A 26,720-nucleotide genomic window follows, 5' to 3' on the forward strand; every position below is an offset into this window, starting at 1 on the left:
AGAGATTGGCCGGTCTACCGCCGCAGCCACAAACTGGCCCGGGGCCGCGAGTGGCCCGGCTCGGGGTCGGCTGCCATCGTTGGTCGCCATGACCTGGGAGAGCTGGATCGAATCACAGCTCGACGACATCCGTGCCGCCGGCCAGTGGCGGCGGACGCGCAGCTTCGACGCCCATGGTCCCGAGGGCCGCCTCGAGGGCGAGGACGTCGTGTCGTTCGCCTCGAACGACTACCTCGGCCTTGCCACCCACCCGTCGGTCGTGGCCGCCGCGTCGGCCGCCGCCGAGCGGTGGGGCACCGGCTCGACGGCGTCACGCCTCATCGTCGGGACCCGCCCCGGCCACTGCGAGCTCGAGGAGGAGATCGCCGACTGGAAGGCCACGCCGGCAGCGGTGGTCTTCTCCAGCGGCTACAGCGCCAACCTCGGGGTGCTGGGTGCCCTCGGGGGACCCCACGTCACCGTGTGCAGCGACGAGCTCAACCACGCCTCAATCATCGACGGGTGCCGCCTGAGCCGCTCGGCGGTGGCGGTCTACCGCCACGGCGACGTCGATCACCTCGAGAAGCTGCTGGTGGCCGCGCCCGGCCGCCGCGTCGTGGTCACCGACACGGTGTTCTCCATGGACGGCGACGTTGCGCCGCTGCCCGCCCTCCGGGAGGTCTGCGCCCGCCACGACGCCCTGCTCGTCATCGACGAGGCCCACGCCGTGCTCGGACCAGACCTCCCCGACGACGGGGACGGGCCGGTGACGGTGCGGGTGGGCACCCTGTCGAAGGCGCTCGGCTCGGTCGGCGGCTGGGTAGCCAGCTCGACACCGATGATCGACCTGCTGGTGAACCGGGCTCGGTCGTTCATCTTCACCACCGCCCTGACCCCGCCCGACACCGCGGCCGCCCTGGCGGCGCTGCGGATCGTGCGCTCGGCCGAAGGCGACGCCCTCGTGGCCAGGCTGCGGGAGGTCACCGACCGCGTGCGGGACGGTCACCCGTCGCCCATCGTCCCGATCCTCCTCGGGGACGAGGATCGGGCGGTCGAGGCCGCCGATGCCCTCCTCGAGCTCGGCCTCCTGGTGCCGGCGATCCGTCCCCCCACGGTCCCCCCGGGCACGTCGAGGCTGCGGATCGCCATGTCGGCCGCCCACTCCGACGACATGGTCGAGCGGCTGCTCGACGGGCTCGGCCGGATCGGGGTCCGATGACCTCGCCGAAGCGGCCCTCCTCCCTCGTCGTGGTCGTCGGCACCGCCACAGAGATCGGCAAGACCTGGGCCACCTGCCGCATCGCCCAGTCGGCCCGGGCCCGCGGGGTCCGCCTCGCCGCCCGCAAGCCGGCCCAGTCCTTCGAGGCCACCGCGTCCGGAGCGCCCCTCGAGCCCACCGACGCCGACCTGCTGGGCGACGCCACCCTCGAGGCCCCCACCGACGTGTGCCCCGCCCACCGCTGGTACCCGGTGGCGATGGCCCCGCCGATGGCGGCCGAGGTCCTCGACCGGGCGCCGATCCTCCTCGACGAGCTCGTCGACGAGCTGTGGTGGCCCGGCGACGCCGAGGTCGGCGTGGTCGAGACCGCCGGCGGGGTCCGGTCGCCACTCGCCCACGACGCCGACAGTGCCCAGCTGACCCACCGCCTTGACCCCGACTTGGTGCTGCTGGTCGCCGACGCCGCCCTCGGCACCATCAACAGCACCCGTCTCTCCACCGAGGCCCTGCGGCCGCTGCGGACCGTGGTCCTCCTCAACCGCTACGACGCCGGCAACGACCTGCACCGGCGCAACCGCCAGTGGCTTCAGGAGCGCGACGGCCTCGAGGTCGTCGTCGACCCCACCGAGGTCCCGCTCCGGTAGCAGGAGGGTCGAGCCGTCCTACCAGGCGTCGATCCAGGGGACCTTCTTGTCCGTGCGCGGGGGCGCGGGCGGCAGCGAGCGCAGCCCGGCCAGGACCCAGCGCCGAGTGTCGGCTGGGTCGATCACGTCGTCGAGGGCGGTGCCCTCGGCCCGCACGAGGGCCTTGCCGGCGGCGTAGGCCCGAGCGACCATCTCGTCGAAGCGCGCCCGTCGCTCGACCGGGTCCTCGATGGCGGCCAGCTCGTTGCGGTAGCCGAGCTTGACCGACCCTTCGAGGCCCATGCCCCCGAACTCCCCGGTGGGCCAGGCGACGGTGAACATGGCCGCCTGGTAGCTCCCGCCCGTCATGGCGATGGCGCCAAGGCCGTAGCTCTTGCGCAGGACCACCGAGAAGATCGGCACGGTGAGGTTTGCGCCGATGACGAAGAGCCGGGCGCAGTGCCGGATGAGCCCCGTCGTCTCCGCCTCGGGTCCGACCATGTTCCCCGGCGTGTCCTGCAGGGAGAGCACGGGGATGTCGAACGCCTCGCACAGCTGCAGGAAGCGGGCCGCCTTGTCGGAGGCGTCGGAGTCGATGGCGCCGCCGAGGTGCTGGGGGTTGTTGGCGAAGACCCCCACGGGCCTGCCCTCGACGCGGATGAGCGCGGTGACCATCGCCCGCCCGAACTCGGGCCGGAGCTCGAGCACCGAGGCGGTGTCAGCGATCAGCTCGATCACCCTCCGGACGTCGTAGACGCGGAGGCGGTCCTCGGGGATCGCTCGCCGGAGCAGGCGCTGGTCCTCGCACGCCCACTCGTCGACCGGGCCCTGGAAGTACGACAGGTACCGCTTGGCGACGGCGACCGCCTCGGCCTCGTCCTCGACGAGCACGTCGATCACGCCGTTTCGCTGCATCACGTCGACGGGGCCGATCTCCTCGGGACGGAACACCCCGAGGCCACCGCCCTCCACCATGGCGGGTCCACCCATGCCGAGGGCCGAGTCGCGGGTGGCGATGATGACGTCGCAGCACCCGAGGATGGCGGCGTTGCCGGCGAAGCAGCGCCCCGAGGTGACACCCACCAGCGGCACCGCCCCGCTGAGGCGACCCCAGTACTCGAAGCCGCGGACGAAGCCACCCCCTTCGGTGTCACCCGGGCGGCCGCCCCCGCCTTCGGTGAAGAACACGGTGGGGAGCCGCCAGCGCAGCGCCAGCTCCGACAACCGATCGAGCTTCTCGTGGTTGTGGGCGCCCTGGGTCCCGGCGAGCACTGTGTAGTCGTAGGAGAGCACTGCGCAGCGGGCGCGATCCTCACCGAACAGCTCGCCGTTGACCTGGCCGAGGCCCATCACCAGGCCGTCGGCGGGCGTCTGGTCGATCAGCTCCTCGATGGTGTTGCGCCGGCGCCGGGCCGCCACGGTGAGGGGCCCGTACTCGGTGAACGTGCCCGGGTCGAGGAGGTCGTCGATGTTCTGCCGCGCCGTGCGCTGGCCGCTCCGGCGGCGACGAGCGACGGCGTCGGGCCGCGACTCGTCGAGCGCCCGCTGGTGACGGTCGATCACCTCGACCAGGTCGGGGCGGATCTCGTTGAGGTCGACCTCCTCCTCCTCGACCTGCCCCTCGGCCGCGTCGACCTCGGCCTCCTCCAGGAAGGCGAGCGGATGGCCCTCGAGGACAGCGTCGCCGGCGCTCACCGCCAGGGCCCGCACGACCCCGCTGCACGGCGCACCGACCACGTGCTGCATCTTCATGGCCTCCATGACCAGGAGCTGCTGGCCAGCGCCGACGGGGTCGCCGACCGCCACCGAGACCTCGATCACGGTGCCCTGGATCGGCGCCGGGACCGGGCGGGTCCCGTCGGGGCCCTCGATGTCGTCCCCCCGGTTGCCCGACGCCGCGGCCCGGCCGTGGTCCAGCACCGCGAGGGGGTCGACGGCGTCGACCACGGCGCCGGCAAGCGACGGGCTCCCCGTGCCGACAGCCTCAACGTGGCGTCGCGGCTGGTCGGTGGCTCCCACCAGGTCGTCGAGGTGGTCGTCGATGAAGCCGGTGTGCACCTCGCCTGCGAGCACCAGGGGGTGACCGAGGAGGGCCCGGAGGAACGACACGTTGGTGGACGCCCCCTCGATCCGCAGCTCGGACAGGGCCCGCTCGGCCTTGGCCATGGCGGCGGCGCGGTCGCCAACGGGGGTGTGGACGATGACCTTGGCGAGGAGGGAGTCGTAGCGGGCGCTGGTCCGGTAGCCGGCGTAGCCGAAACCGTCGACCCGCACCCCCGGGCCCGAGGGGAGCTCGTGGACCGAGAGCAGCCCCCCGGACGGGCGCACCGAGCCGTCCGTTCCCATGGTCTCGAGGTTGACCCGGGCCTGAACGGCCGTGCCCCGGGGCGTGGGCACGTCGCTCTGGGCCAAGCCCACGCCGGCGAGGGTCCGGCCCGCGGCCAGGTCGAGCTGGAGGCGGACGAGGTCGAGGCCGAGGACCTCCTCGGTCACGGTGTGCTCCACCTGCAGGCGTGCGTTGGCCTCGATGAAGATCGCCAGCGAGTCGTCGCCACCGTCGGCGTCGACCAGGAACTCGACGGTGGCCAGGTTGCGGAGGCGTGCCGCTCGGCCGAGGGTGACGGCGGCGTCGAGGAGCCGCTGGCGGACGGCCGCCGGCAGGGAGGCGGCGGGCGCCACCTCCACCACCTTCTGGCGCTGCCGCTGCAGGCTGCACTCGCGGTCCCACAGGTGGACGACGTGGTCGCCGTCGCCGGCGAGCTGCACCTCGACGTGGCGAGCCCTGGCCACCAGCTGCTCGACGTAGAGCGAGGGGTCGCCGAACGCCGCCGCCGCCTCCGACGCACACCGCTCGAAGGCCGCCTCGAGCTCCGGCGCCGAGGTCGCCGGACGGGTGCCGCGACCGCCGCCACCCGACACCGCCTTGATCATCACCGCCCCACCAGGTCCCAGGCTCTCCAGGAAGGCGAGGGCGTCGTCGAGGCTGGTCGGCCCGTCGGTGCCGGGCAGGACCGGCACCCCCACGTCGCTGGCCAGCACCCGGGCCCGCGCCTTGTCGCCGAAGAGGTCGAGCGTCTCGGGGGAAGGACCCACGAAGGCCAGACCAGAGCCGGCGCAGCGCCGGGCGAAGTCGGCGTCCTCGCTCAAGAAGCCGTAGCCCGGGTGGACGGCGTCGCACCCGCTCGCCAGCGCAGCCTCGACCACCCCCTCGGCGTCGAGGTAGGCGGGCGGGCCCACCCCAGACAGCGCCACGGCCTCATCGGCCACCCGGATGTGGAGCGCGGCGGCATCGTCCTCGGCGTGCACGGCCACCGTGGAGATCTCCATCTCGGCTGCCGTGCGAGCGATGCGCACGGCGATCTCGCCCCGGTTGGCGATCAGCAGCTTGCGCATGGTCAGGTGGGCAGGACCTGGCTCGAGGCGGCGATCACGAGGTCCTCCCGTCCGAAGGCCCCCACCAGCTGGGCGCCGACGGGCAGGCCGGCGGCCCGGTGCACCGGCAGGCTGATGGCGGGCTGTCCGGTGATGTTGAACGGCAGGGTGAACGCCACCATGGCGAACACGTCGACCTCGCCAAGCTTCGGCGGGAGCGTGGCGAGGGTCGGTGTCACGAGGAGGTCGTGGTCGGACCACCACGTCGCCACCTGTCGCGACCACGAGTGCATGGCCTGGGTCGCCTCCCAGTAGGACACGGCGTCGACGGTACGGCCGGCCTCGGCCGCGGCCCAGGTCTCCGGCTCCACGTCGGCCTCGGTGATCTCCTCGCCGACCATCCGGCCGATGCGAGCCAGCTCGCTGGCGACGTGGACCTGGAGCATGGTGACGTAGGCCAGGTTGGCCGAGGGATCAGCGAGCGCCGCCGGGTGCTCGTCGACGACCTCGTGCCCGGCGTCGGCCAGCTCGTCGGCGAGGTGCCGGGCGGCCGCATCGCACTCGGCGTCGACCTCGGCGAAGGGCGTGTCGGTGAGCACACCGATCCGAAGGCGACCCGGGTCGCCGCCCACCTCGTCGAGCCACGGCCGTCGGGGTGGCGGCGCCGTGTAAGGGTCGCCGGGCCCCGGCCCGGCGGTGGCGTCGAGGATGGCGGCGGTGTCGCGCACCGAGCGGCACACCACGTGCTCGTGGGTCATCTGGCCCCAGTACTCGGCGAACTCCGGGCCAATGGTGGTCCGCGCCCGCGAGGGCTTCAGGCCCACGAGCCCGCAGCACGACGCCGGTATGCGAATCGATCCGCCCATGTCGTTGCCGTGGGCGGCTGCCACCCATCCGTCGGCGACCGCCGCCGCCGAGCCGCCGGAGGACCCTCCCGGCGTGCGCTCGAGGTCGTGGGGGTTGCGGGTGGGCCCATAGGCCGCGGGCTCGGTGGTCGGCATGAGCGCCAGCTCGGGCAGGTTGGTGCGCCCGAGGACCACGAAGCCGGCAGCCCGGTACCGCTCCGCCAGCCACTGGTCGCGCGCCGCCACGTGGGCGTGGCGCTTCAGGAAGGCCATCCCGGCGTGGAACGGCTCCCCCGCCATGGCGCAGACGCCGTCCTTGACGAGGAACGGCACCCCACGGAACGGACCATCCGGGAGGTCGCCGGCGGCCTCCGCCCGGGCGGCGTCGAAGCGCTCGTGGATGACGGCGTTGAGCTCGGGGTTGCGCGCCTCGATCCGGGCGATCGCCGAGTCGACGAGCTCCAGAGGAGACACCGCCCCCGAGCGGACCAGCTCGGCCTGCCCGACGGCATCGTGGTCCAGCGGTTCGGTCATTGCGCCAACCTAGGACGTGTCAGCCGAGCTTGGAGGTCCGTCGGGCGGCGGTAGGGTCGCCGACCGTGTCCGTCCGCCTCGTCGCCCTCGACATCGCCGACCCGTCCGAGACGTGGCGCCAGGCCGGCTTCGAGGTCGACGTCGACGGGGGTTGCCGGGTCGGCGCGGTGCGCCTCTGGCTCGGCCGCGCTCCGGGAGGCCGCGGCGTCCTCGGCTGGACCCTCGCCGGCACCGAGGCGCTGACCGAGGTCGACGGGCTGCCCACCACGGTGGCGCCCGACGAGGAGCCGGCGGTGCCTGCCCACCACCCCAACGGCGTCACCTCCGTCGATCACGTGGTGATGCGGACCCCCGACCTCGACCGCACGGTGGCCGCACTGTGCGCCATCGGTGCCGAGCCGCGCCGCACTCGTCCCACCACCGGCCCCGACGGCTCCGCCATCACCCAGGTCTTCTTCCGGCTCGGCGAGGCGATCCTCGAGCTTGTCGGCCCGCCGGAGCGCGCTGGCGACGGGCCGGCGCGGATCTGGGGCCTGGCCTTCACCTGCGCCGACCTCGACGCCACCACGGCGAGCCTGGGCGACCTGGTGGGGACCCCCCGCGACGCCGTGCAGCCCGGGCGGAGGATCGCCACCATCCGCCGCTCCGCCGACCTCACCGTGCCGGTTGCGCTCATGAGCACCGGGCCCGGGCGCCGAGAGCCCCGCTGAGGGCGCGGCGGCGGGGGTCCCTCCACCGGCCTACGCTCGCCCATCCATGCTCGATCACGTCTTCACCGATGCCATCGGGGCCCTCCGCGAGGCGATGGAGGGCGCCATGCTCGAGCGGCAGGCATTCGAGGAGCGCTTCCAGGTCGACGTCCTCCTCGGCGACGTCACCTGGGAGACCAGCTACGGCCTCCCCGGCGAGGGGTCGCCGCCTCGGGTGCGGGCCGACGTCACTCTCGACTGGCCCACGTGGTCGCAGACCACCTACCGCAGCTGGTACATCGGTGAGCCGTTCGACGAGCCACCCGAGATCATCGTCGAGGTCGCCCTGCGGGTGCAGGGCCTGCGCGATCGGCCCGACCCCCAGCGCGTCCTCAGTGTGCTCCCGATCCTGAGCCCGCCGGTGGGATCGGAGACCCTCGACCGGTCGGGGCCGACCATCGAGCAGGTCTACGGCAACGACCTCACCACCGGCGAGTACGCCATCGAGGTCTCCTACGAGGGCAGTGTGCTCCTCGACGAGTCCACCCTCGCCGATGGCTCGGCGCTCGACGACCAGTTCGGCGGCATGGGCGGCTGGGTGGCGTCGACGCTCGTGCGCCTCGGCGACCTCGAGTTCTCGTTCCTCCCTCCCGACCTCGACGACGACCACTGACGACCTGCGAGGTGGCCGGTCACCCGAGCAGCGGGGCGGCGAGGTCGGCCAGGTCGGCCACGGGGCGGGCACCGAGGTGGGAGATGACCTCGGCTGCTGCCATCGAGCCCAGGCGCCCACAGCGCTGCGGCTCCATCCCCCGAGTGTGGCCGTAGAGGAAGCCGGCGGCGTAGAGGTCGCCGGCGCCGGTGGTGTCGACGACCTTCGCCACGGGATCGGCCTCGATGTCGTGACGCTCACCACCGACGATCACCGTCGATCCCTCGGCGCTTCGGGTGACGACCACCGTCCGGCACGTGTCGGCGGCCTGCCCGATGGCTGCCTCGAGGTCGTCGGTCTCGTAGAGGAGCCGGATCTCGGCGGCGTTGGCGAACAGCACGTCGATCTCGTCGACGACCAGCTGGCGGAACGCCGAGCGGGCACGCTCCACGCAGAACGAGTCGGACAGCGTCAGCGCCACCTCGCGCCCTGCAGCGTGGGCGACGGCGGCAGCCCGGGCGAAGGCCTCGCGGGCCGGCCCCTTGTCGAACAGGTAGCCCTCGAGGTACGTGACCGACGCCGACGCCAGGAGCGCCTCATCGACGTCGTCGGGGCCGAGCTCGCCGGCGGCCCCGAGAAGCGTGCTCATCGTGCGCTCGCCGTCGGGCGTCACCACGATGAGGCAACGGCCCGTCGGCGAGCCGTCGGTGGCGGGCGGGACCGGGAACGCCACCCCGAGCGAGCGGATGTCGTGGGCGAAGACCTCACCCAGCTGGTCGGCGTGCACCCGGCCGATGAACCCACCGGTGCCGCCCAGCGAGGCGAGCCCGGCGAGGGTGTTCGCCGCCGACCCGCCCGAGACCTCGACCGCCGGCCCCATGGCGTCGTAGAGGGCGGCCGAGCGCGCGGTGTCGACCAGCGCCATCGAACCCTTGACCAGCCCGTGGGCGTCGAGGAAGGCCTCCTCTGCCTGCGCGATGACGTCGACGATGGCATTGCCCACCCCCACCACGTCGAGGCTGGCGGCGGCGGTCGCAGGGGTGGGGTCCATGGCCCTCCGTCTACCAGCGGCGGAGCCTGCGGACCAGCCAGGATCGGCCCCGGCGGGCGCCGTTAGGATCAGGCCTCCCCACGCCCACGCCCCTCGCGAGGTCACCCGTGCACGACTCCAGCGCCAGCACCCCTGGCGACGAGCACCTCTACCGCCTTCCCCGCACCGTGCTCCCCCGGCGCTACGACCTGACGATCGCACCCGACCTCGACGCCGCCACCTTCAGGGGTGAGGAGGCGGTGGAGGTCGAGGTGACCACGCCGGTCGACCAGGTGGTGCTCAACGCCGTCGACCTCGACCTCGATGAGGCGTGGGTCGCCGACGGCGCCGGAGCACGGATCGAGGCCACGATCTCGCTCGACGCCGGCGCCGAGCGGGCCACCCTCGCCCTCGCCTCGACGCTCCAGGCCGGCACGGCCACGGTCCACATCCGCTTCCGCGGGACCCTCAACGACAAGCTCAAGGGCTTCTACCGCAGCACCTTCACCGACGAGGACGGCGTCGAGCGGGTCATCGGCACCACTCAGATGGAGCCGACCGACGCTCGTCTGGCGTTCCCCTGCTGGGACGAGCCCGACCTCAAGGCGACCTTCGCCGTCACCTTGGTGGTAGCCGAGGGCCTCCTCGCCATCTCCAACGGCGGCGCAGTCAGCGAGTCCCCCACCGACGACGGCCGCGTGGCGATCCGCTTCGCCGAGACGATCCCCATGAGCACCTACCTGGTGGCGTTCGTGGTCGGGCCGCTCGAGGCAACCGAGGCCGTCGACGTCGACGGCATCCCGCTCCGGGTGGTCCACGTGCCCGGCAAGGGCCACCTCGCCCCCTACGCCCTCGAGGTCGGTGCGTTCTGCCTGCGTTACTTCGCCGACTACTACGGGATCGACTACCCCGGCGACAAGTGCGACCTCATCGCCCTGCCCGACTTCGCCGCCGGCGCCATGGAGAACCTCGGTGCCATCACCTTCCGGGAGGCCGTGCTCCTCATCGACCCCGACAGCGTCACCCAGGTCGAGCTCCAGCGGGTCGCCGACGTGGTGGCCCACGAGCTGGCCCACATGTGGTTCGGCGACCTGGTGACGATGAAGTGGTGGAACGGCCTGTGGCTCAACGAGGCGTTCGCCACCTTCATGGAGCTGGCCGCCGTCGACGCCTTCAAGCCCGAGTGGCGGCGCTGGGTGTCGTTCACCAACGAGCGGGCGGCTGCCTTCGCCGTCGACTCGCTCGCCAGCACCCGACCGGTCGAGTACCCCGTGCACTCGCCGGAGGATGCCGAAGGGATGTTCGACGTCCTCACCTACCAGAAGGGCGCATCGGTCCTGCGCATGCTGGAGCAGTACCTGGGGACCGACGGCTTCCGCGCCGGCATCCGCCGCTACCTGAAGGCCAACCAGTTCGGCAACGCCGAGACCACCGACCTCTGGGATGCCATCGAGGACGCCACCGGCGAGCCGGTGCGCCGGATCATGGACTCCTGGATCTTCCAGGGTGGGTACCCGCTGGTGAGCGCGTCCGTCGACGGCGACCTCCTCACCCTCGAACAGCGCCGCTTCCGCTTCCTCCCTGACGCAGAGGAGAGCACCACGTGGTCGGTGCCGGCGCTGGTGTCGTCGGGCGGGACGGCCCACAAGGTCCTCCTCGAGGGCGACTCCGCCACCTTCAAGCTCCCTGATGCCGCCGCGGGCGTCGTGGTCAACGCGGGTGGGCACGGCTTCTACCGGGTGCGCTACTCCCCAGCCCTGCTCAACACGCTCCAAGACCGTCTCGCCGACCTCCAGGCGGTCGAGCGAGCATTGCTGCTCGAAGACACGTGGGCCGCCGTGCTCGCCGGCGACACCGACGCCACCTCCTTCCTCGCGCTGGCCCACGCCTTCGTCGACGAGACCGACCGCACGGTGTGGGCGACCCTCGTCACTGCCCTCGGCAGCCTCGACCGGATCCTCGACGGCGACGCCCGCGCCGCTTTCCAGGCCTTCGTGCGCGAGCTGGTCGGGCCCGCCCTGTCCCGCCTCGGCTGGACGCCCGACCCCGGGGAGGACGAGCTCACCCGCCAGCTCCGCGGCACCCTCATCTCCACCCTCGGCAACCTCGGCGACGATCCCGAGGTGGTCGCCGAGGCCCGACGCGTCCACGACACCGTCCTCGCCGACCCCGGTGCCGTCGACCCCAACGTCGCCGCCGCCGTGGTCGGCGTGGTTGCCACCCACGGCGGCCCCGACGAGCACGACGCCTTCTGGGAGCGGTACCGCACCTCGCCCTCGCCCCAGGAGTCGCTCCGCTACCTCTACGCGCTGGCTTCGTTCCCGGACGAGGACCTGGTGCTCAGCGCCCTCGAGCGCTGCCTGTCGGGCGACATCCGCTCGCAGAACGGCCCCTTCCTCGTCCTCCTCGCCCTCGGCAACCGCGACGCCGCCGCCGCGGCCTGGGACTTCGTGACCCGGTCGTGGGACGGTCTCAACGAGCGCTTCCCCGACAACGCCATCCCCCGGATGCTCGGGGGTATCACCGCCCTGTCGGAGCCCGCCCTGGCCAGGCGCGTCGAGGCGTTCCTCGCCGAGCACCCCGTCCCCCAGGGTGCCCGCACGGTCGAGCAGCACCTCGAGCGGCTGCGGGTCAACGTCGCGTTCCGCCAGCGCGAGTCCGAACGGGTGGCGGCCCACCTCGCCGGCGGCTCCCTCCCCTAGGGTCACGGCGTGCCAGTGCCGCTGTTCCAGGTCGACGCGTTCGCGTCGTCGTTCTTCACAGGGAACCCTGCCGCCGTCTGCCTGCTCGACGAGCCGGCCGAGGCGGGGTGGATGCAAGCCGTCGCCGCGGAGATGAACCTGTCGGAGACGGCCTTCGCCGTCCCCCGGTCGGACGGCTCCTGGGACCTGCGGTGGTTCACGCCTGCCATCGAGATCGACCTGTGCGGTCACGCCACCCTCGCCACCGCCCACGCCCTCTGGGAGTCCGGACGGGCGCTGGCGGGCGGGACCCTCCGCTTCCATACCCGCAGCGGCGAGCTCACGGCCGAGCAGCGCGAGGGCTGGATCGAGATGGACTTCCCGTCCGTCCCACCCACCGAAGAGTGGGCCCCGCCCGACCTCATCGAGGCCCTCGACGTGCAACCGACCCACACCGCCACCAACGGCACCGACTGGCTGGTCCAGCTGCGGACCGAGGCCGAGGTCCGAGCCGTCCGTCCCGACATCCGCCGCTTGGCCACCATCCAGTGCCGAGGCGTCATCGTGACCGCCGAGGCCGACCACGACACCCCGGCCGACATCGTGTCGCGCTTCTTCGCCCCGTCGGCCGGCGTCGACGAGGATCCCGTCACCGGATCGGCCCACTGCTGCCTCGGCCCCTGGTGGTCCGAGCGCCTCGGTCGCTCCGAGCTGCGCGGCCTCCAGGTGTCGGCACGGGGCGGCGAGGTGCGGGTGCGCGTGCTCGGCGACCGCATCGCCCTCGGCGGCAGCGCCGTGACGGTGGCCCGCGGCGAGCTCCTCGTCTAGCTGCCTCGGCGACGGCCGCTGAGGGCAAGGTTGGAGCCAAGAATGCCCTCTAGCGTCCCGCGGGTGAGTCCGTCGTTCTCCGTGGTGGCCGCCGAAGCGCTCTTGCCGGATGGCCTCATCTCACTCGCCGGCCATGCGGACCGGGAGGGCATCCGGATCGTGGCGACGGTGCTTCAGCGGTGGCGTGACGGAACCGAGCGCTTTCGGGCACCGGGCGAGGCGATCCTGGCCGCGACCTCCGGCGGAGAGATCGTCGGGATCGGTGGCCTGTCGCAGTGCCCCAACGTCGAACGCGCGCTGCGCATGCGTCGGTTCTACGTGGCCCCCGCGTGGCGACGACAAGGGGTCGCACGAGCGCTCGCCAGCGGGCTGATCGCTGCCGCGTTCGAGCACACAGACGTCATCACCTGCAATGCAGGCGCCTCGGCCGCTGCGGCACCGTTCTGGGAGAGCATGGGCTTCTTGCCAGTCGACGTAGAAGGGATCACGCACATCCGTCGGCGCTGAAGTCTTCGGCCGACGGCGGAGCGCCCCAAATGCCTGATCGCCACGACACAATCGTCTTGTGATGCTGACGGATCCGCGACTCGCGTCGCTGTACGACATCGACAATCCCGACGGACCTGACCACGACCACTGGCGGCGGCTCGCCGACCAGGTCGAACCACTCACGATCATCGACCTCGGGTGCGGAACCGGGCTGTTGACGGTGTCGTTGGCATCAGTAGCTCGTCGGACGATCGGGATCGACCCAGACGCGGGCATGCTCGCCGTCGCCCGGCGACGACCCGAGGCCGAGAACGTCGAGTGGCGTCTCGGTGACTCACGAGCCATCGAAGAATCGGGCGTCGAACTCGTTCTCATGACAGGCAACGTCGCGCAGCACGTCGGTCCCCGCCACTGGCCCGGAACACTCGAGAAGGTCTCCGCCGCCCTCTCGCCCGGCGGCGTGCTCGGCTTCGAGACCCGCAATCCCGACGCTCGAGCGTGGCGAGGTTGGACGCCAGAGGCGACGTGTTCGACTCGCGAGACCCTCCACGGAAAGCTGACGGAGTGGCTGGAAGCAACCGAGCCAGATCAGGATGGGACGGTCATCCTCACCGCTCACAACCTGTGGTCCGAGTCAGGCGAGGATCTCGTCGTCGAGCAGCCGCTGACCTTCCGAGGCCTCGAAGAGCTCGTCGAGGATCTCGCAGCGGCCGGCCTGTCGGTCCGAGCCGTTCACGGCGGCTGGGACGGCGAGCAGTTCAACGCGGCCTCAGCCCTCATCGTCCTGACGGCTGAGAAGATCGCGTAGGTCGATCTGCAGTCGGACGCTGGCCTTCAGAGGCCGCAGTCGTCCACATCAGAGGGACGCGTCAGCCGGCTCTGCTCTCCCCGACCTCAGCCCCCGAGCTCGACGGACACCGACGACCGGAGGTCGCGCGACGACGCGCCCACGATGGCCTCGTAGGTGCCGGGGTGGACCACCCAGGTGCCGGAGGCCACGTCCCAGGTGCGGAACGCCACCCGGTCGAGGTCGAGCACCACGTCGTCGGCCTCGCCCGGAGCCAAGGTGGCCTTGGCGAAGGCCTTGAGCTCAGCCTGGGGCCGGCCGGCGCCGTCCGGTGGCCGCACGTACAGCTGGACCACCTCCGAACCCTCCCGGTCGCCGGTGTTGGCCAGCGGCACCGTGACCGAGACCTGCGGCGTGTCCACCGACCCGTCGGCCACCGACAGCGTGGCGTCACCCCACTCGAAGGTGGTGTACGACAGCCCGTGGCCGAAGGGGAAGCGGGGTTCGATCCCCCGGGCGTCGTACCAGCGGTGGCCGGTGAGCAGACCCTCCTCGTACACGAGCCGGCCGCCGCTGCCGGGGTAGGACGACGCCGCCGGGTGGTCCGCCAGACGGGCCGGGATCGTGTGCGGAAGGCGCCCGCCGGGCTCGGCGTGGCCGAGGAGCATGTCCGCCAGTGCTGGGCCCATCTCCTGGCCGCCGAACCAGACCTGCAGCGCGGCACCCACCCCCTCGACCCAGTCCATGTCGACCGGGCTGCCGGCGTTGACCACCACGACGGTGCGGTCGTTGACGGCCGCCACCGCCTCGACCAGCTCGGCCTGCCGACCGGGCAGGGCGATGTCGTCGCGGTCGTTGCCCTCCGTCTCCCACTCCCCCGTGGTCCCGACGACCACGACGACCACGTCGGCGTCGGCCGCCGCCGCCACCGCCCGGTCCAGCAGGTCGGCCGGCTCGGGCGGGTCGATGCCGACGCGGATGCCCTGGACCGTCGACGCCGGATCGGTGGCCAGCTCGGCCACCACCTCCACCGGCACTCCCTCCTCCAGCTCGACGCCGGCGCGGAGCTCGGCGGAGCCGTTGGCGTAGAACGTGTCGCCCGGCTGCGGGTCGGTCCACGAGTCGATCACCTCGACACCGTCGACGAAGAGCCGGCTGCGCCCGACCGCCGACAGCCCGAAGGAGTGCACCCCCGTCGCCACCGGCAGGTAGGTGGCGGTGAAGCGCCCCGAGAACGACGACTGGTCGGCCAGGCCACGCACCCGCCCGAAGAACGTCGTGGTGATCCCGTCGGCTTGCCACGTGCGGGCCGGGTCGCCGTCGAGCTCGAGGCCGTCGTAGAGCTCGACCGCCACCGGAGCGTCCTCGAGCCGAGCCGCTACGACCAGGCTCGACGCCGAGGGGCGGTCGGTGGCCACGCCACCGCGCCACTGTTCCGGGGGGACGGAGTGGGCGAACTTGTGGTTGGTGCAGCCGGGCTCGTGGATGACCTCGACCCCGTCGCCGAGCGACGCCCGCAGGGCGTCGAGCGGGCCGACGATGTCGCCGTGGGGCAGGACCTGGCTGCTGCCGCCGCCCTGCACCATGAACGACGAGACGTTGGGGCCGATGAGCGCCACCCGTTCGAGGCGGTCGCGGTCGAAGGGGAGGACGCCATCGTTGCGAAGCAGCACGGTTCCCTCGATCGCGGCCCGGCGGGCCAGCGCCCGGCGACCCGGATCGTCGTCGGCCCGCTCGGGCGGCTCCCCGGCGTCGTCGAGGCGGCCGGCCCGCTCGGCCAGGTGGAGCACACGGCGCGCCAGGTCGTCGAGCACCTCCTCGGGCACGTCACCAGCCCGAACGGCGTCGGCGAGCCGGGGACCGAGCCAACCCACGGGGCCGGGCATCTCCAGATCGCAACCGGCCAGGGCGGTGGACACGGTGTCCTTCACCGCGCCCCAGTCGGAGACGACCATGCCCGGCCAGCCCCACTCCTCCTTGAGGATCCCGGTGAGGAGGCGCCGACTCGCGGTCGCGGTCTCACCGTTGACCCGGTTGTACGCCGCCATCACCGTCCAGGGGTCGGCCTCGGCCACCGCCCGCTCGAAGGGGAGCAACGACACCTCTCGCAGGGTCCGCTCGTCGATCTCGACGCTCACCTCGTGACGGTCGAGCTCGGTGTCGTTGCCGACGAAGTGCTTGATCGACGCGCCGATGCCGGCGCCCTGGAGGCCCTGGACGAAAGCAACCGCGAGGCGTGCCGTGAGCAGCGGGTCCTCGGCGTAGCACTCGAAGTTGCGCCCGCCGATCGGGGTGCGCTGCATGTTGACCGTCGGACCCAGCAAGACGTGAGCCCCCTTGGTGCGAGCCTCTTCGGCGAGGGCGGCCCCGACCTGCGCCAGGAGGTCGGTGCTCCAGCTGGCGCCGAGCGAGACCCCCACGGGAAAGCAGATGGCGGAGGCCCCGCTGCGGCCGTCGCCGCGGGCACCAGTCGGGCCATCGGTGACCTTCACCCGGCCCACCCCGGCCGCCGGAAGGGGGATGGTGTGCCAAGCCCCGGAGCCCACCGTGAGGCTGGCCTTCTCGTCGATGCTGAGACCGGCGAGGATCGCCTCCACCCGCCCCGACGCCCAGACGCTGCCAGCGGTCATCCGCTCTCCCTCCACGACGGTCCCGCCCGTGCGGTCGACCCCCGACCGTACCGACCTCGATGGCCTGCGTCCGTCAGCGCGACGCCCAGGTGGTGACCATGGCCACCACGGTCCGGTGGGCCAGGTCGAGCAGCTCCTCGTCGCGCTCGGGGTCCCCGACGGCCAGCCACCCCAGGACCGCCTCGACGAGCCAGTCGACGATGGCGTCGGCAGCCCACCGCGACAGCACCTCGTCGTCGAGGCGGTCGCCGAGGAGGAGCCGCGCCGCCCCCACCGCCCGCTGGCGGTGCTCCTGGGCATAGTCGGCGAATGGCGCCTCGCGGGCGGCGTGGCGCCAGAGGAGGACGAAGCCGTTGGGCTCCTCTCGGGCCACGGTCAGCAGCGTCCGGGCCCCGATGCCACCGCGGGGGCCCGGGCCCTCCAGGCCGACGAGGAACTCCTCGGCGAGCCGGCTCGACACGGACTCGAGCACGGCACGGTAGAGCTCCTCCTTGGAGGCGAAGTGCCGGTAGACGATCAGCTTGGTGATCCCCGACGCCGTGGCGACGTCCTCCATCGAGGTGGCCGCGAAGCCGGTGCGGGCGAAGGCGGCAGCCGCCCCCCGGAGGATGGTGGCCTGGCGCTGCTCCCGGGTCAGGAGCTGGCGGCGGGGCAGCGCCACACCTGCAGTCGCGCTCGAGCTCGTGCTGGTTGGTGGCACGGCGACCTCGTCTCTTGTGCGGTGTATACCCACGAGTATACACTTGGACCCGCACGCAGGACCACCCCAAGGGACCCATGACCACGCTCCAGACCACCTTCACCGAGGCCGAGATCCTCAGCGACCACCGCGTGGTCGAGCCGCTGCTCGCCGGCGGCGTCCGCTGCCACGGTGGCTTCGACGAGGACGGCACCTACGTGTCGCCCCGCACCGCCCACCGCACCCCCGCCATCGAGGCGTGGCAGGCCAAGCACGTCGAGGACTTCGGCACCGAGATCCTGTACGTCCCGCTCGAGACCTGGCCCGAGCACTTCCCCAACCTGGCTCAGGCCCGCCACCTGGTCACCAGCGGTGTCCCCGAGCCCCTGATCGGCACGCTCACCCGCATCGGCACCGTCGAGGGCTTCGGGGCCAACATCCGGTTCCTCCAGCCCGGCGACATGCAGCGCCACTTCGACGAGAGCATCGAGGGCACGGCCCTCGACCACCTGGGCAAGGGCCTCTTCGAGGCCCACGGCCGCGACGAGGCCGGCTGGGAGGAGGAGGCCGGCCACAAGGACATGTGGTTCGCCGCCCGTGACATCGCCTTCGAGTCGCCCGAGTCCAAGGTCGACATCGAGGCGATGCTGGCCCGCATGGGCTTCGGCCAGCCCGGTTCCGGCGGCGGGGGAAGCATCGCCGACCGGGTCCTCCCCGTCGACATCGACCACAACGTCGAGCTCATCGCCTCGCTCATGGTGCGGGTGCTGTTGATCGAGGTGCAGGCGTTCCACACCTTCGCCTGGGCCGAGGCCTGGCTCTCCGACCCCGACCTCGTCGCCGGCGACGGCGAGGCCGCCCGCCTCGTCTCCTACATCCGGGCCGACGAGACGCCCCACGTGGGGTACCTCAAGACCGCCCTCACCGAGATGCGGGACCGCACCTGGATCGGCGAGTCGGGCAAGCGCTACGCGGGGACCGACATGATCGGACGGCTGTGGGACAAGGGCCTCGACCAGTCGCTCGGCGAGGGCAAGCGCCAGAGCCAGGCCGCGGTCCTCGGCGAGGTCGAGCACTGGTGCGGCACGCGCGACGACGCCAGCATCCTCGAAGGCTTCCACGCTCTCGGCGACGAGGCGGTGGCTCGGTGAAGTTCGGCATCTTCTACGAGCACCAGCTGCCCCGGCCCTGGGACGACGGGTCCGAGCTGACGCTGATCCAGGACGCCCTCGAGCAGATCGAGCTGGCCGACCGGCTGGGCTTCGACGTGGTCTGGGAGGTCGAGCACCACTTCCTCGAGGAGTACTCGCACTCGAGCGCACCCGAGGTCTTCCTCGCCGCCGCCAGCCAGCGCACGAAGGACATCCGCCTCGGCCACGGGATCATCCAGACGGCGCCGGGCTACAACCACCCCGCCCGCACCGCCGAGCGGCTCGCCATGCTCGACCTCGTCTCCGGCGGCCGCGTCGAGTTCGGCTCGGGCGAGTCGTCGTCGGAGGCCGAGCTCGGCGGCTTCCGCATCGACCCCGTCACCAAGCGGGAGCAGTGGCAGGAGGGCCTCGAGGTCACCCTCCGGTGCATGACCGAGACCCCCTTCACGGGTGTCGACGGGCGGTGGGTCCAGATGCCCCCGCGCAACGTCGTGCCCAAGCCGGTGCAGAAGCCCCACCCGCCCCTCTGGGTGGCGTGCTCCCGCCGCGACACCATCCTCATGGCCGCCGAGAAGGGCATCGGCGCCCTCACCTTCTCCTTCATCGACCCCGAGGAGGCCGAGCAGTGGGTGGGCGACTACCACCGCACGCTGGCCGAGAAGGGCGTGCCCATCGGCAAGGCCGTCAACGCCAACGTGGCGTGCGTGACCCCGATGATGTGCGCCCCCACCGAGGACGAGGCGCTCGCCCGCGGGCTCGAGGGCGGCAACTTCTTCGGCTACTCCCTCGCCCACTTCTACGTCTTCGGCGACCACAAGCCTGGCGTCACCAACGTCTGGCAGGAGTACCAGGAGCGCCGCGGCGAGCGCGGGTTCTCACCCGACACCGCTGCCGCCGTCGAGCAGGAGCGCCTCGGCGCCAAGATCGCCGCCGAGGGCACCAGCGGCGGGGGCCTGCGAGGGGCCACCGGGACCCCCGACCAGCTGCGGGAGTTCCTCCTCCGCTACGAGGAGGCCGGCGTCGACCAGCTCATCTTCGTGATGCAGGCCGGCAAGAACCGCCACGAGGACATCTGCGAGTCGCTCGAGCTCTTCGGGCGCGAGGTCCTGCCCGAGTTCAAGGAGCGCGAGCAGGCAGGCGCCGTCGCCAAGGCCAAGCGCCTCGAGCCCGTCATCGACCAGGTCATGGCCCGCGGCGGCCTCGAGACCTCGCCACTGCCCGACCCCGACTACTCGTTCCCGGCCATGCCCCGAAAGATGGTCGACGCCTCCGGCGACGAGGGGGCAAAGCAGTGGCTCGAGAAGATCGCCCAAGATCAGGCCGCGGGCAACCGCGACGGCTCCGCCGGGATCCTCGGCTGATGGCGGCCTCGGGGTTCGACGACCTGGCAGGGCGGGTGGCGCTCGTCTCCGGAGGCGCCTCCGGGATCGGCCTCGCCACCGCCGAGCGACTGGCCGCCGAGGGGGCCACGCTGGTGATCGCCGACGTCGACGAGGATGGCGGCCGCCGGGCCGCCACCAAGGTCGGCGGGCGCTTCGTCCGCACCGACGTCACCGATCCCGCTGCCTGGCGGGCGCTGGTCGACGACGTGGTCGCCACCGAAGGCGGCCTCGACATCGCCCACCTCAACGCGGGGGTGCTCACCGGCGAGGGCGACCTGCGGTCCCTCACCGACGCGCAGTACCGCCGCATCACCAGCGTCAACATCGACGGGGTCGTCTTCGGCGCCCGGGCTGCCGGCGCCGCCATGGTCGAGCGGGGCGGCGGTGCCATCGTGGCCACGGCCTCCATGGCCGGGCTCATCGCCTTCTCGATGGACCCGATCTACACCATGACCAAGCACGCTGTGGTCGGCCTCGTGCGAGCCCTCGGCCCCCCCTTCGCCGCCCACGGCGTCACCGTGAACGCGGTGTGCCCGGGCATCGTCGACACGCCCCTTGTCGGTGCCGGGTCGAAGCCGCTGCTCGAGGCGGCGGGCCTCACCCTCATCTCCGCCGAGCAGGTCGCCGACGCCGTGGTCACCGCGGTCCGCTCGGGGCTCACCGGCGAGGCTTGGGTCGTGCGGGCCGGGGTCGAGAACCAGCGGTTCACCTTCCCGGGCGTCGAGCTCGCCGTCGGCTGACGACCGGCGTCGCCGGGCTCACGGCCCGGCAGCCGGACATCGGTGCACATCGGTCCATTTCGGCCGCGCACTACGTCAAGTCCGGCAGGAATGCGCCGAAGAAGGCATGATGGCACCACCCAACCGCGCGCCGCGGCCGGATGGAGGCAACGAGATGGTGGCAGCCGCCACGGAAGGGACGGTCGTCGGAGACCGGTTCCTGTGTCGGCGCCTCATGAAGCGCGGGCTCGGGGTTGACACCTGGCTCGGCGAGGACCTGGTCGAGGGTGGCGCCATCGTGGTGGTCAAGACCGTCGTCAGGAGCGCGGTCTCCGCCACTGCCCGGCTGCGGTTCGAGCACGAGGCCGACGTCCTGCGCCAGCTCCAGGGTGGACGCCGACTGCTCGTCGCCGCCGGCCACGACGGCGACCTCCTCTACCTGGTTCAGCCCTTCCACGAAGGTGCCACGCTCCGCCACCTCCTCGATCGGGACGGCGCCCTCACGCCGGCGATGGCGATCGAGGTCGCCATCCAGGTCCTCGCGACCCTCGAGGTCGCCCACGCCCACCAGGTCCTCCACCGCGACCTCAAGCCGGCCAACATCGTGATCGACGACACGGGGCCCTCGCTCGAGGTCGTCCTCATCGACTTCGGGCTGTCGCGCTCCGCCAGGCTCGACCCGGCGGTCCGCGACGAGCCGGTCGGCACCGCCCGCTACCTCGCCCCGGAGGCCGCCGGCCTGATCGACGTCGCCGTGGAGGAGCCGGCCGACCTCTACAGCCTCGGCATCGTCATGTTCGAGAGCCTCACCGGCAGCCCGCCCTTCACCGGCACGACGGTGGGCGAGGTGCTCCGCCAGCACCTCAACATCGACCCGCCACCGCTGCGCACGCAGGACGTCGACATCCCCCGCGCCCTCGAGGCGATCGTCTCCCGCCTGCTGCGCAAGAACCCCAACGACCGTTACCAGTCCGCGACTTCGGTCAGCGCCGATCTGCATGCACTGGACGAGGCGATGCGGCGCGGCGATGCCGACCCCGCCCTCACCGTCGGCCTCCACGACCGTCGGACCGTGCTGACCGAGCCGGCCTTCGTGGGACGCGAGCACGACCTGTCGCGCCTCGCAGAGCTGGGGGCGATGACCACCAGCGGCCACGGCGGGCTGGTCCTGGTGGAGGCCGAGTCGGGAGGCGGCAAGACGCGCCTGCTCGACGAGCTAGCGCTGCAGGAACGCCGTGGAGGCAGCTGGATCCTGCGCGGCCAGGGCACCGACCAGGCCGCCCCCCGACCCTTCCAGCTCCTCGAGGGACTGGCGGAGGCAGTGGTCGACGAGGCCGGTCGGCGTCCGGAGGTCGCAGCCGAGCTGTGGGAGCTCCTCGGCGAGCGGACCGACGCCCTCGTCGACGCCCTGCCCGTCCTGCGCGCCATCCACCCGGACCGCCCATCCGCTGGTGCCAGCGAGGAGACCGGCCCCGAGATGTTCGGCGAGGCCCGCAGCCTCGAAGCCCTCGTCGCCCTGCTGGCGGGCCTGGGCTCCCCCCAACGACCCGCCCTCGTGCTGCTCGACGACTGCCAGTGGGCCGACGGGCTCACCCTGCGACTCATCGACGCCTGGCAGGCGTGGTCTTCGGTGCAGGACGGGGAGGTGCACACCCTCGTCGTGGCCGCCTTCCGCAGCGAGGAGGTCGGGGCCGGCCACCGCCTGCGCGCCACGCAGTCCCGGGTCCACCTGAAGCTCCGCCCATTCGAGCCTGCCGACATCGCCCGCCTGTGCGAGTCGATGGCCGGACCGCTGCCCGACGAGGCGCTGTCGACCATCACTCGCCTCGCCGACGGCAGCCCGTTCATGGCGGCGGCGGTCCTGCGGGGCATGGTCGAGTGCGGGGCCCTCGTTGGCGAACCCGACGGCTGGACCGTCGATGCCGCCCCCATGGCCGAGGTCCAGATGTCGCGCCGCGCCGCGCTGTTCCTCGTCCAGCGGCTCGAGCTGCTGACCCAACCGACCCTGGCCATGCTCTCGGTCGCGGCCGTCCTGGGCAAGGTCGTCGACCTCGACATGGCCGTCGAGCTCAGCGGCATCGAGGACGCACAGGTGGTCGCCTGCCTCGAGGAGGCGCGGCGACGCCGGATCGTCTGGGTCGACGAACAGGCCGACCGGGTGGCCTTCACCCACGACAAGCTGCGGGAGGCCCTCCTCGAGCGCCTCGCCGACGACGAGCGCACTGCCCTCCACCGGGGGGCCGCCGCCACCATCGAGTCCCGCGACCCGACCCGGACCTTCGAGCTCGCCTACCACTTCGACGCTGCGGGCCAGCACGAGCAGGCGCTGCCCTACGCCCTCGAGTCGGCCGCGGTGGCCCGCTCCCGCTACGCCCTCGAGATCGCCACCGACCACTACCGGATCGCGGAGCGGGCAGCCGAGGCTGATCCGGCGACCAGCGACGACACGCGGGCCCGGATCACCGAGGGGATCGGTGAGGTCCTCAGCCTCCAGGGCCGCTACGAGGAGGCCGAGGAGGAGCTCGGCCGGGCGCTGGCCCTCCGAACCGATCCCCTGCACCGGGCCGCCATCGAGGTCCAGCTCGGCGACGTGGCCTTCAAGTCGGGCCGGCCGGAGGAGGCCTGCCGGGCCCACGAGGCGGCCCTGCGACAGCTCGGCAGGTGGGTCCCGCGCTCCACGGCCGCCCTCATGGTGGCGATCCTCTGGGAGGCGCTCGTCCAGGTGGTCCACTCGCTGGACCCGCGCACCGCACGTGGGGCCCGGCGACAAGAGTCGACACCCGAGGAGCGCCTGGCCCTGCGGATCCTCAGTCGCCTGGCGTACGCCTACTGGTTCCACGCCGGCACGGTGCCCTGCGCCTGGTCCCACCTGCGGGAGATGAACCTGGCCGAGCGCCGGCGACCCTCTCCGGAGCTTGCCCAGGCGTGGTCGGAGCACGCCCCGGTCACCACGATGGCACCGTGGTACGGGCGCGGCCTCGCCTACGCCCAGCGGTCGCTGGTGATCCGGCAGGACCTGGGCGACACCTGGGGCCAGGGGCAGTCGCTGGGCTTCGCCGCGGTCGTCCTCTACGCCGCGTCGAGGTTCGAGGAGTGCATCGAGACGACAACCGAGGCGCGCAGGCTGCTGAGCCGCACCGGCGACCGGTGGGAGGAGAACACCGCCACCTGGCACCTCGCCTACTCCCACTACCGCCTCGGTCACCTCGACCGGGCCGTGGCCATCGCCCGGGAGCTCCACCGGGACGCCCGGTCGATCGGCGACGACGCCGCTGCCGGCATTGCCCTGGCGGTGTGGGCCAAGGCCTCCGAGGGCCGCGTCCCGGCCGAGCTGGTGGCCGCTGAGCTCGAGCGCGACAACGGCGACGCGCACACCACGACCGAGCTCCACGTCGCCGAGGGCGTGCGACTGCTGCACGCCGGGCGCACCGACGAGGCCATCACCTCATTCCAGCGGGCCGAGGCGACCTACCGCGCCGCCGGCCTCCGCCAGGAGTACGTGGCACCCGTCCTGCCCTGGTCGGCGACCGCCCTCCGGGTGAAGGCCGAGCAGGTCGACCCGTGCGCATCGGGCACCGGCGCCGCCGGGCAGCTCCGTCACGCCCGCCGCGTTGCCCGCCGGGCCGCCCGCCTGGCGCGGGCCTACCGCAACAACGCTCCCCACGCCCTCCGGGAGGTCGGCCTCCTGGCCGCGCTGAGCGGGCACCGCCGGCGCGCCCGTCGGGCCCTCACCCGCTCCCTGGCGATCGCCGAGCGCCAGGGAGCCACCTACGAGGCAGCCCTCACCCGCGCCGCCCTGGCCCGCACCACGGGCGACGCCGAAGCCCGGATGTCGGCCGAGGCCGAGCTCGCGTCGTTCCGACAGGAGCTTGCCGGCGGAGCCGACCTCGACCTCGAGGCCCCGGAGCTGTCGCTCGCCGACCGCTTCAGCTCCCTCCTCGACGCGGGCCGGGCCATCGCCGCGGCCCCCTCCCCTGCCGTCCTCAACGCCGCCGTCCGCGATGCGGCCCTCACCCTCCTGCGGGGCGAGCGCTGCCACGTCATCGAGCTCGAGGGGGACCTCGGTGAGATGTTGACCACCGCCTCCGGGGAGCAGGTCGACGAGCTGTCGCGGAGCCTGATCACCCGCGCCATCGAGACGGGTGCACCGGTGGTGGTCGACGACCTCGACATCGAGGACTCGAGCGAGAGCCTGATCCTGGCCGGCCTCCGGTCGGCCCTCTGCGCGCCCATCCGGTGCGAGGGCGAGGTCGTCGCCTGCTTCTACGTGACCCATCGCCTCATCGGCGGGCTCTTCGACGACGTCGCCGTCCGGCTCGCCGAGTTCATCGCCGCCCTCGCCGGCGCCACCCTGGAGCACGTCGCCGGCAGCGAGGCCCGCTTCCGCTCGCTGGCGCAGAACTCGACCGACGTCATCACGATCGTGGACCGCGTGGGACGGATCACCTACCAGAGCTCGTCCCTGCAGCGAGTTCTCGGGTTCGAGCCGGTCGAGCTGGTCGGCCAACCCCTGGCCGGGTGGGTGCACCCCGACGACCTCAGCCCTCTGCAGGAGTTCCTATCCGCTGCCCCGAGCCTGGAGAACGGCTCGGCGGTGGTCGAGTGCCGCCTCCGTCACCGGGACGGCTCGTGGCGTCACGTCGAGACCTCGATGAACAACCTGCTCGCGGACCCGAGCGTCCGTGGGGTGGTGCTGAACACGCGCGACATCAGCGACCGGGTGGAGCTCGAGGGCGAGCTGCGACAGCGCGCTTGGCACGACAGCCTCACCGGGCTCGCCAACCGCTCCCTGTTCACCGAGCGCGTCGACCAGGCGCTCGCTCGGCGCAACCGCGACCCGAGCGGCGTCGCCGTGCTGTTCCTGGACCTCGACGACTTCAAGTCGATCAACGACACGCTCGGCCATGTCGCCGGCGATCTCCTGCTCCGCGGGGTGGGCGAGCGCCTGTCGTCGTGCGTCCGCCCGGGCGACACCGTGGCCCGCTTCGGCGGTGACGAGTTCGCCGTCTTGCTCAGATCCACCGGTCAGGGCGATGCCGAGCAGGTGGCCCTGCGGATCATGGAGGCCCTGGCAGCACCGTTCGAGCTGCGCGGCCACATGCGTGCGGCGCGGGCGAGCCTCGGAGTGGCCATTGCCGTGGCCGACAGCACCGCCGACGATCTGGTCACCAACGCCGACGCCGCCATGTACGTCGCCAAGGCGCGAGGGAAGGGCCGATACGAGATCTTCGAACCCACCATGCGAGCCCACGCCCTGGAGCGATCGGGCCTGCGTTCCGACCTCGAGTGGGCACTCGCCCGCGACGAGCTCGTCATCCACTACCAGCCGGTCATCGACGTCGCCGGTGGCCAGGTCACCGGGTTCGAGGCACTCCTCCGGTGGCAGCACCCGGTGCGGGGCCTGCTCGCCCCCGACGCCTTCATCGACCTGGCCGAGTCGTCGGGCCTCATCGTCGACATCGGCGCGTGGGTGCTGCGCACGGCGTGCCAGCAGTCGGTGGCCTGGCAGCAGACCTTCCCGGAGTCGAAGGCATCGATGGCGGTGAACCTCTCGGCCCGCCAGCTGCAGCAGCCGCACCTCGTCAGCCAGGTCGCCGCCATCCTCGCCGAGACCGGCATCGACCCGGGGCGGGTGGTGCTGGAGATCACCGAGAGCGCCACCGTCGACGACACCGAGGCGGCCATCGAGAAGCTGCAGGAGCTGAAGACCCTCGGTCTCTGCCTCGCCATCGACGACTTCGGCACCGGGTACTCCTCGCTCAGCTACCTGCGACGCTTCCCCGTCGACCTGTTGAAGGTCGACCGGTCGTTCGTCGCCGGGCTCGGCCACGACACCGAGGACTCCGCCATCGTGGCCAACGTCATCAGCCTCGCTCACGCCCTCGGGCTCGCCGCGGTGGCTGAGGGCGTCGAGACCGTCGAGCAGCTCGAAGTGCTCGGCGAGCTCGGCTGCGACCTGGCCCAGGGCTACAACTGGCGGCGCCCCACCGACGTGGCCCACGTCGAGCAGTGGCTGACGATGGTGGAGAACGTCCAGAGCCCCACGGTGCCGCCGCAGCAGCAGACCCAGGGAGTGCTCCTCGTCGACGACCGTGGGGGGGTCCGGGCGGCCATCCGCATCGCCCTCGAGATGGACGGCCACTTCCGGGTGGTGGCCGAGGCTGGGGACGGCGAGCATGCCGTCAAGCTGGCCCGTCACCACCAACCCGACCTCATCCTCCTGGACCTGGCCATGCCCGGGATGGGGGGCATGGAAGCACTGCCGCTCCTGCACCGGGCGGCGCCCGGGGCGAAGGTCGTGCTCCTCACCGCCCTGGAGCCGGTCGACGTCCCGGACGCCATCCTGTCGCAGGCGCTCGGCATCTTCGACAAGGCCACCGACCTCAGCTGCCTCGTCGACCGGCTCTCCAACCTGGTGACCCCGGCCTGAA

At 72.5% G+C, this 26,720-nt stretch carries 17 protein-coding genes; 12 read left to right on the top strand and 5 right to left on the bottom strand.

The window, feature by feature from the left end; all coding sequences use genetic code 11:
* Window positions 1-88 precede the first annotated feature (88 nt).
* Entirely contained in the window at window positions 89-1,198 is a 1,110-nt protein-coding gene (locus tag VMN58_02940) for an 8-amino-7-oxononanoate synthase (GenBank protein HUF32151.1), read from the top strand.
* Window positions 1,195-1,842 carry a dethiobiotin synthase gene (locus VMN58_02945; protein ID HUF32152.1) on the top strand — a complete coding sequence of 216 codons (648 nt, stop codon included), beginning with the start codon at window positions 1,195-1,197 and terminating at the stop codon, window positions 1,840-1,842. The genes VMN58_02940 and VMN58_02945 overlap by 4 nt, the downstream gene beginning before the upstream one ends.
* Before the next feature lie 18 nt (window positions 1,843-1,860).
* On the opposite strand, the gene VMN58_02950 is transcribed toward VMN58_02945, so the two are convergent.
* Together VMN58_02950 and VMN58_02955 are read right to left on the bottom strand one after the other, a co-directional pair.
* Window positions 1,861-5,214: a carboxyl transferase domain-containing protein gene (locus VMN58_02950; protein HUF32153.1), complete on the bottom strand. Its 3,354-nt coding sequence runs from the start codon at window positions 5,212-5,214 to the stop codon at window positions 1,861-1,863.
* 2 nt (window positions 5,215-5,216) lie between these two features.
* A complete protein-coding gene (locus VMN58_02955) occupies window positions 5,217-6,572 on the bottom strand; it encodes an amidase (protein ID HUF32154.1) in 1,356 nt (451 codons plus the stop codon).
* Window positions 6,573-6,637: 65 nt separating this feature from the next.
* On the opposite strand from VMN58_02955, the gene VMN58_02960 reads away from it, so the two are divergent.
* A complete protein-coding gene (locus tag VMN58_02960; GenBank protein HUF32155.1) occupies window positions 6,638-7,282 on the top strand; it encodes a VOC family protein in 645 nt (214 codons plus the stop codon).
* A 46-nt stretch (window positions 7,283-7,328) separates the two neighbouring features.
* Complete coding sequence (locus tag VMN58_02965; GenBank protein ID HUF32156.1) at window positions 7,329-7,934, top strand: hypothetical protein; 606 nt, start codon at window positions 7,329-7,331, stop codon at window positions 7,932-7,934.
* A gap of 19 nt (window positions 7,935-7,953) precedes the next feature.
* Here the strand turns inward: VMN58_02965 and VMN58_02970 are convergent, their stop codons facing one another.
* Window positions 7,954-8,964 (bottom strand): adenosine kinase, encoded by a 1,011-nt coding sequence (locus VMN58_02970; GenBank protein ID HUF32157.1) that lies wholly within the window; start codon window positions 8,962-8,964, stop codon window positions 7,954-7,956.
* Window positions 8,965-9,071: 107 nt separating this feature from the next.
* Here VMN58_02970 and VMN58_02975 point away from each other — a divergent pair, with 107 nt between their 5' ends.
* From VMN58_02975 to VMN58_02990, 4 genes are all read left to right on the top strand, one after another.
* The gene (locus VMN58_02975; GenBank protein HUF32158.1) at window positions 9,072-11,645 is read left to right on the top strand and encodes a M1 family metallopeptidase; all 2,574 of its coding nucleotides are present in this window, start codon (window positions 9,072-9,074) and stop codon (window positions 11,643-11,645) included.
* A gap of 9 nt (window positions 11,646-11,654) precedes the next feature.
* Window positions 11,655-12,452, top strand: a complete 798-nt coding sequence (locus tag VMN58_02980; GenBank protein HUF32159.1) for a PhzF family phenazine biosynthesis protein — start codon at window positions 11,655-11,657, stop codon at window positions 12,450-12,452.
* Window positions 12,453-12,515: 63 nt separating this feature from the next.
* Window positions 12,516-12,959 (top strand): GNAT family N-acetyltransferase, encoded by a 444-nt coding sequence (locus tag VMN58_02985; protein HUF32160.1) that lies wholly within the window; start codon window positions 12,516-12,518, stop codon window positions 12,957-12,959.
* A 61-nt stretch (window positions 12,960-13,020) separates the two neighbouring features.
* Complete coding sequence (locus tag VMN58_02990) at window positions 13,021-13,749, top strand: class I SAM-dependent methyltransferase (GenBank protein ID HUF32161.1); 729 nt, start codon at window positions 13,021-13,023, stop codon at window positions 13,747-13,749.
* Between the two features lie 86 nt (window positions 13,750-13,835).
* Here VMN58_02990 and VMN58_02995 read toward each other — a convergent pair whose 3' ends face one another.
* Window positions 13,836-16,358 (bottom strand): glycoside hydrolase family 3 C-terminal domain-containing protein, encoded by a 2,523-nt coding sequence (locus tag VMN58_02995; GenBank protein ID HUF32162.1) that lies wholly within the window; start codon window positions 16,356-16,358, stop codon window positions 13,836-13,838.
* Window positions 16,359-16,431: 73 nt separating this feature from the next.
* Complete coding sequence (locus VMN58_03000) at window positions 16,432-17,019, bottom strand: helix-turn-helix domain-containing protein (GenBank protein ID HUF32163.1); 588 nt, start codon at window positions 17,017-17,019, stop codon at window positions 16,432-16,434.
* Window positions 17,020-17,135: 116 nt separating this feature from the next.
* Between VMN58_03000 and VMN58_03005 the strand changes: the two genes are divergently transcribed.
* The 4 genes from VMN58_03005 to VMN58_03020 all read left to right on the top strand — a co-directional run bounded on the left by VMN58_03005 (window position 17,136) and on the right by VMN58_03020 (window position 26,719).
* On the top strand, window positions 17,136-18,188 hold the full coding sequence (locus VMN58_03005; protein HUF32164.1) for a hypothetical protein: 1,053 nt from the start codon (window positions 17,136-17,138) through the stop codon (window positions 18,186-18,188).
* The gene (locus VMN58_03010; protein HUF32165.1) at window positions 18,185-19,549 is read left to right on the top strand and encodes an LLM class flavin-dependent oxidoreductase; all 1,365 of its coding nucleotides are present in this window, start codon (window positions 18,185-18,187) and stop codon (window positions 19,547-19,549) included. The genes VMN58_03005 and VMN58_03010 overlap by 4 nt, the downstream gene beginning before the upstream one ends.
* Window positions 19,549-20,310, top strand: a complete 762-nt coding sequence (locus VMN58_03015; protein HUF32166.1) for an SDR family NAD(P)-dependent oxidoreductase — start codon at window positions 19,549-19,551, stop codon at window positions 20,308-20,310. Before VMN58_03010 ends, VMN58_03015 begins: the two co-directional genes overlap by 1 nt.
* A gap of 157 nt (window positions 20,311-20,467) precedes the next feature.
* Complete coding sequence (locus VMN58_03020) at window positions 20,468-26,719, top strand: EAL domain-containing protein (protein HUF32167.1); 6,252 nt, start codon at window positions 20,468-20,470, stop codon at window positions 26,717-26,719.
* Window position 26,720: the final 1 nt, after the last annotated feature.

The organism is Acidimicrobiales bacterium (assembly GCA_035512495.1).
Taxonomy (GTDB): domain Bacteria; phylum Actinomycetota; class Acidimicrobiia; order Acidimicrobiales; family CADCSY01; genus DATKDW01.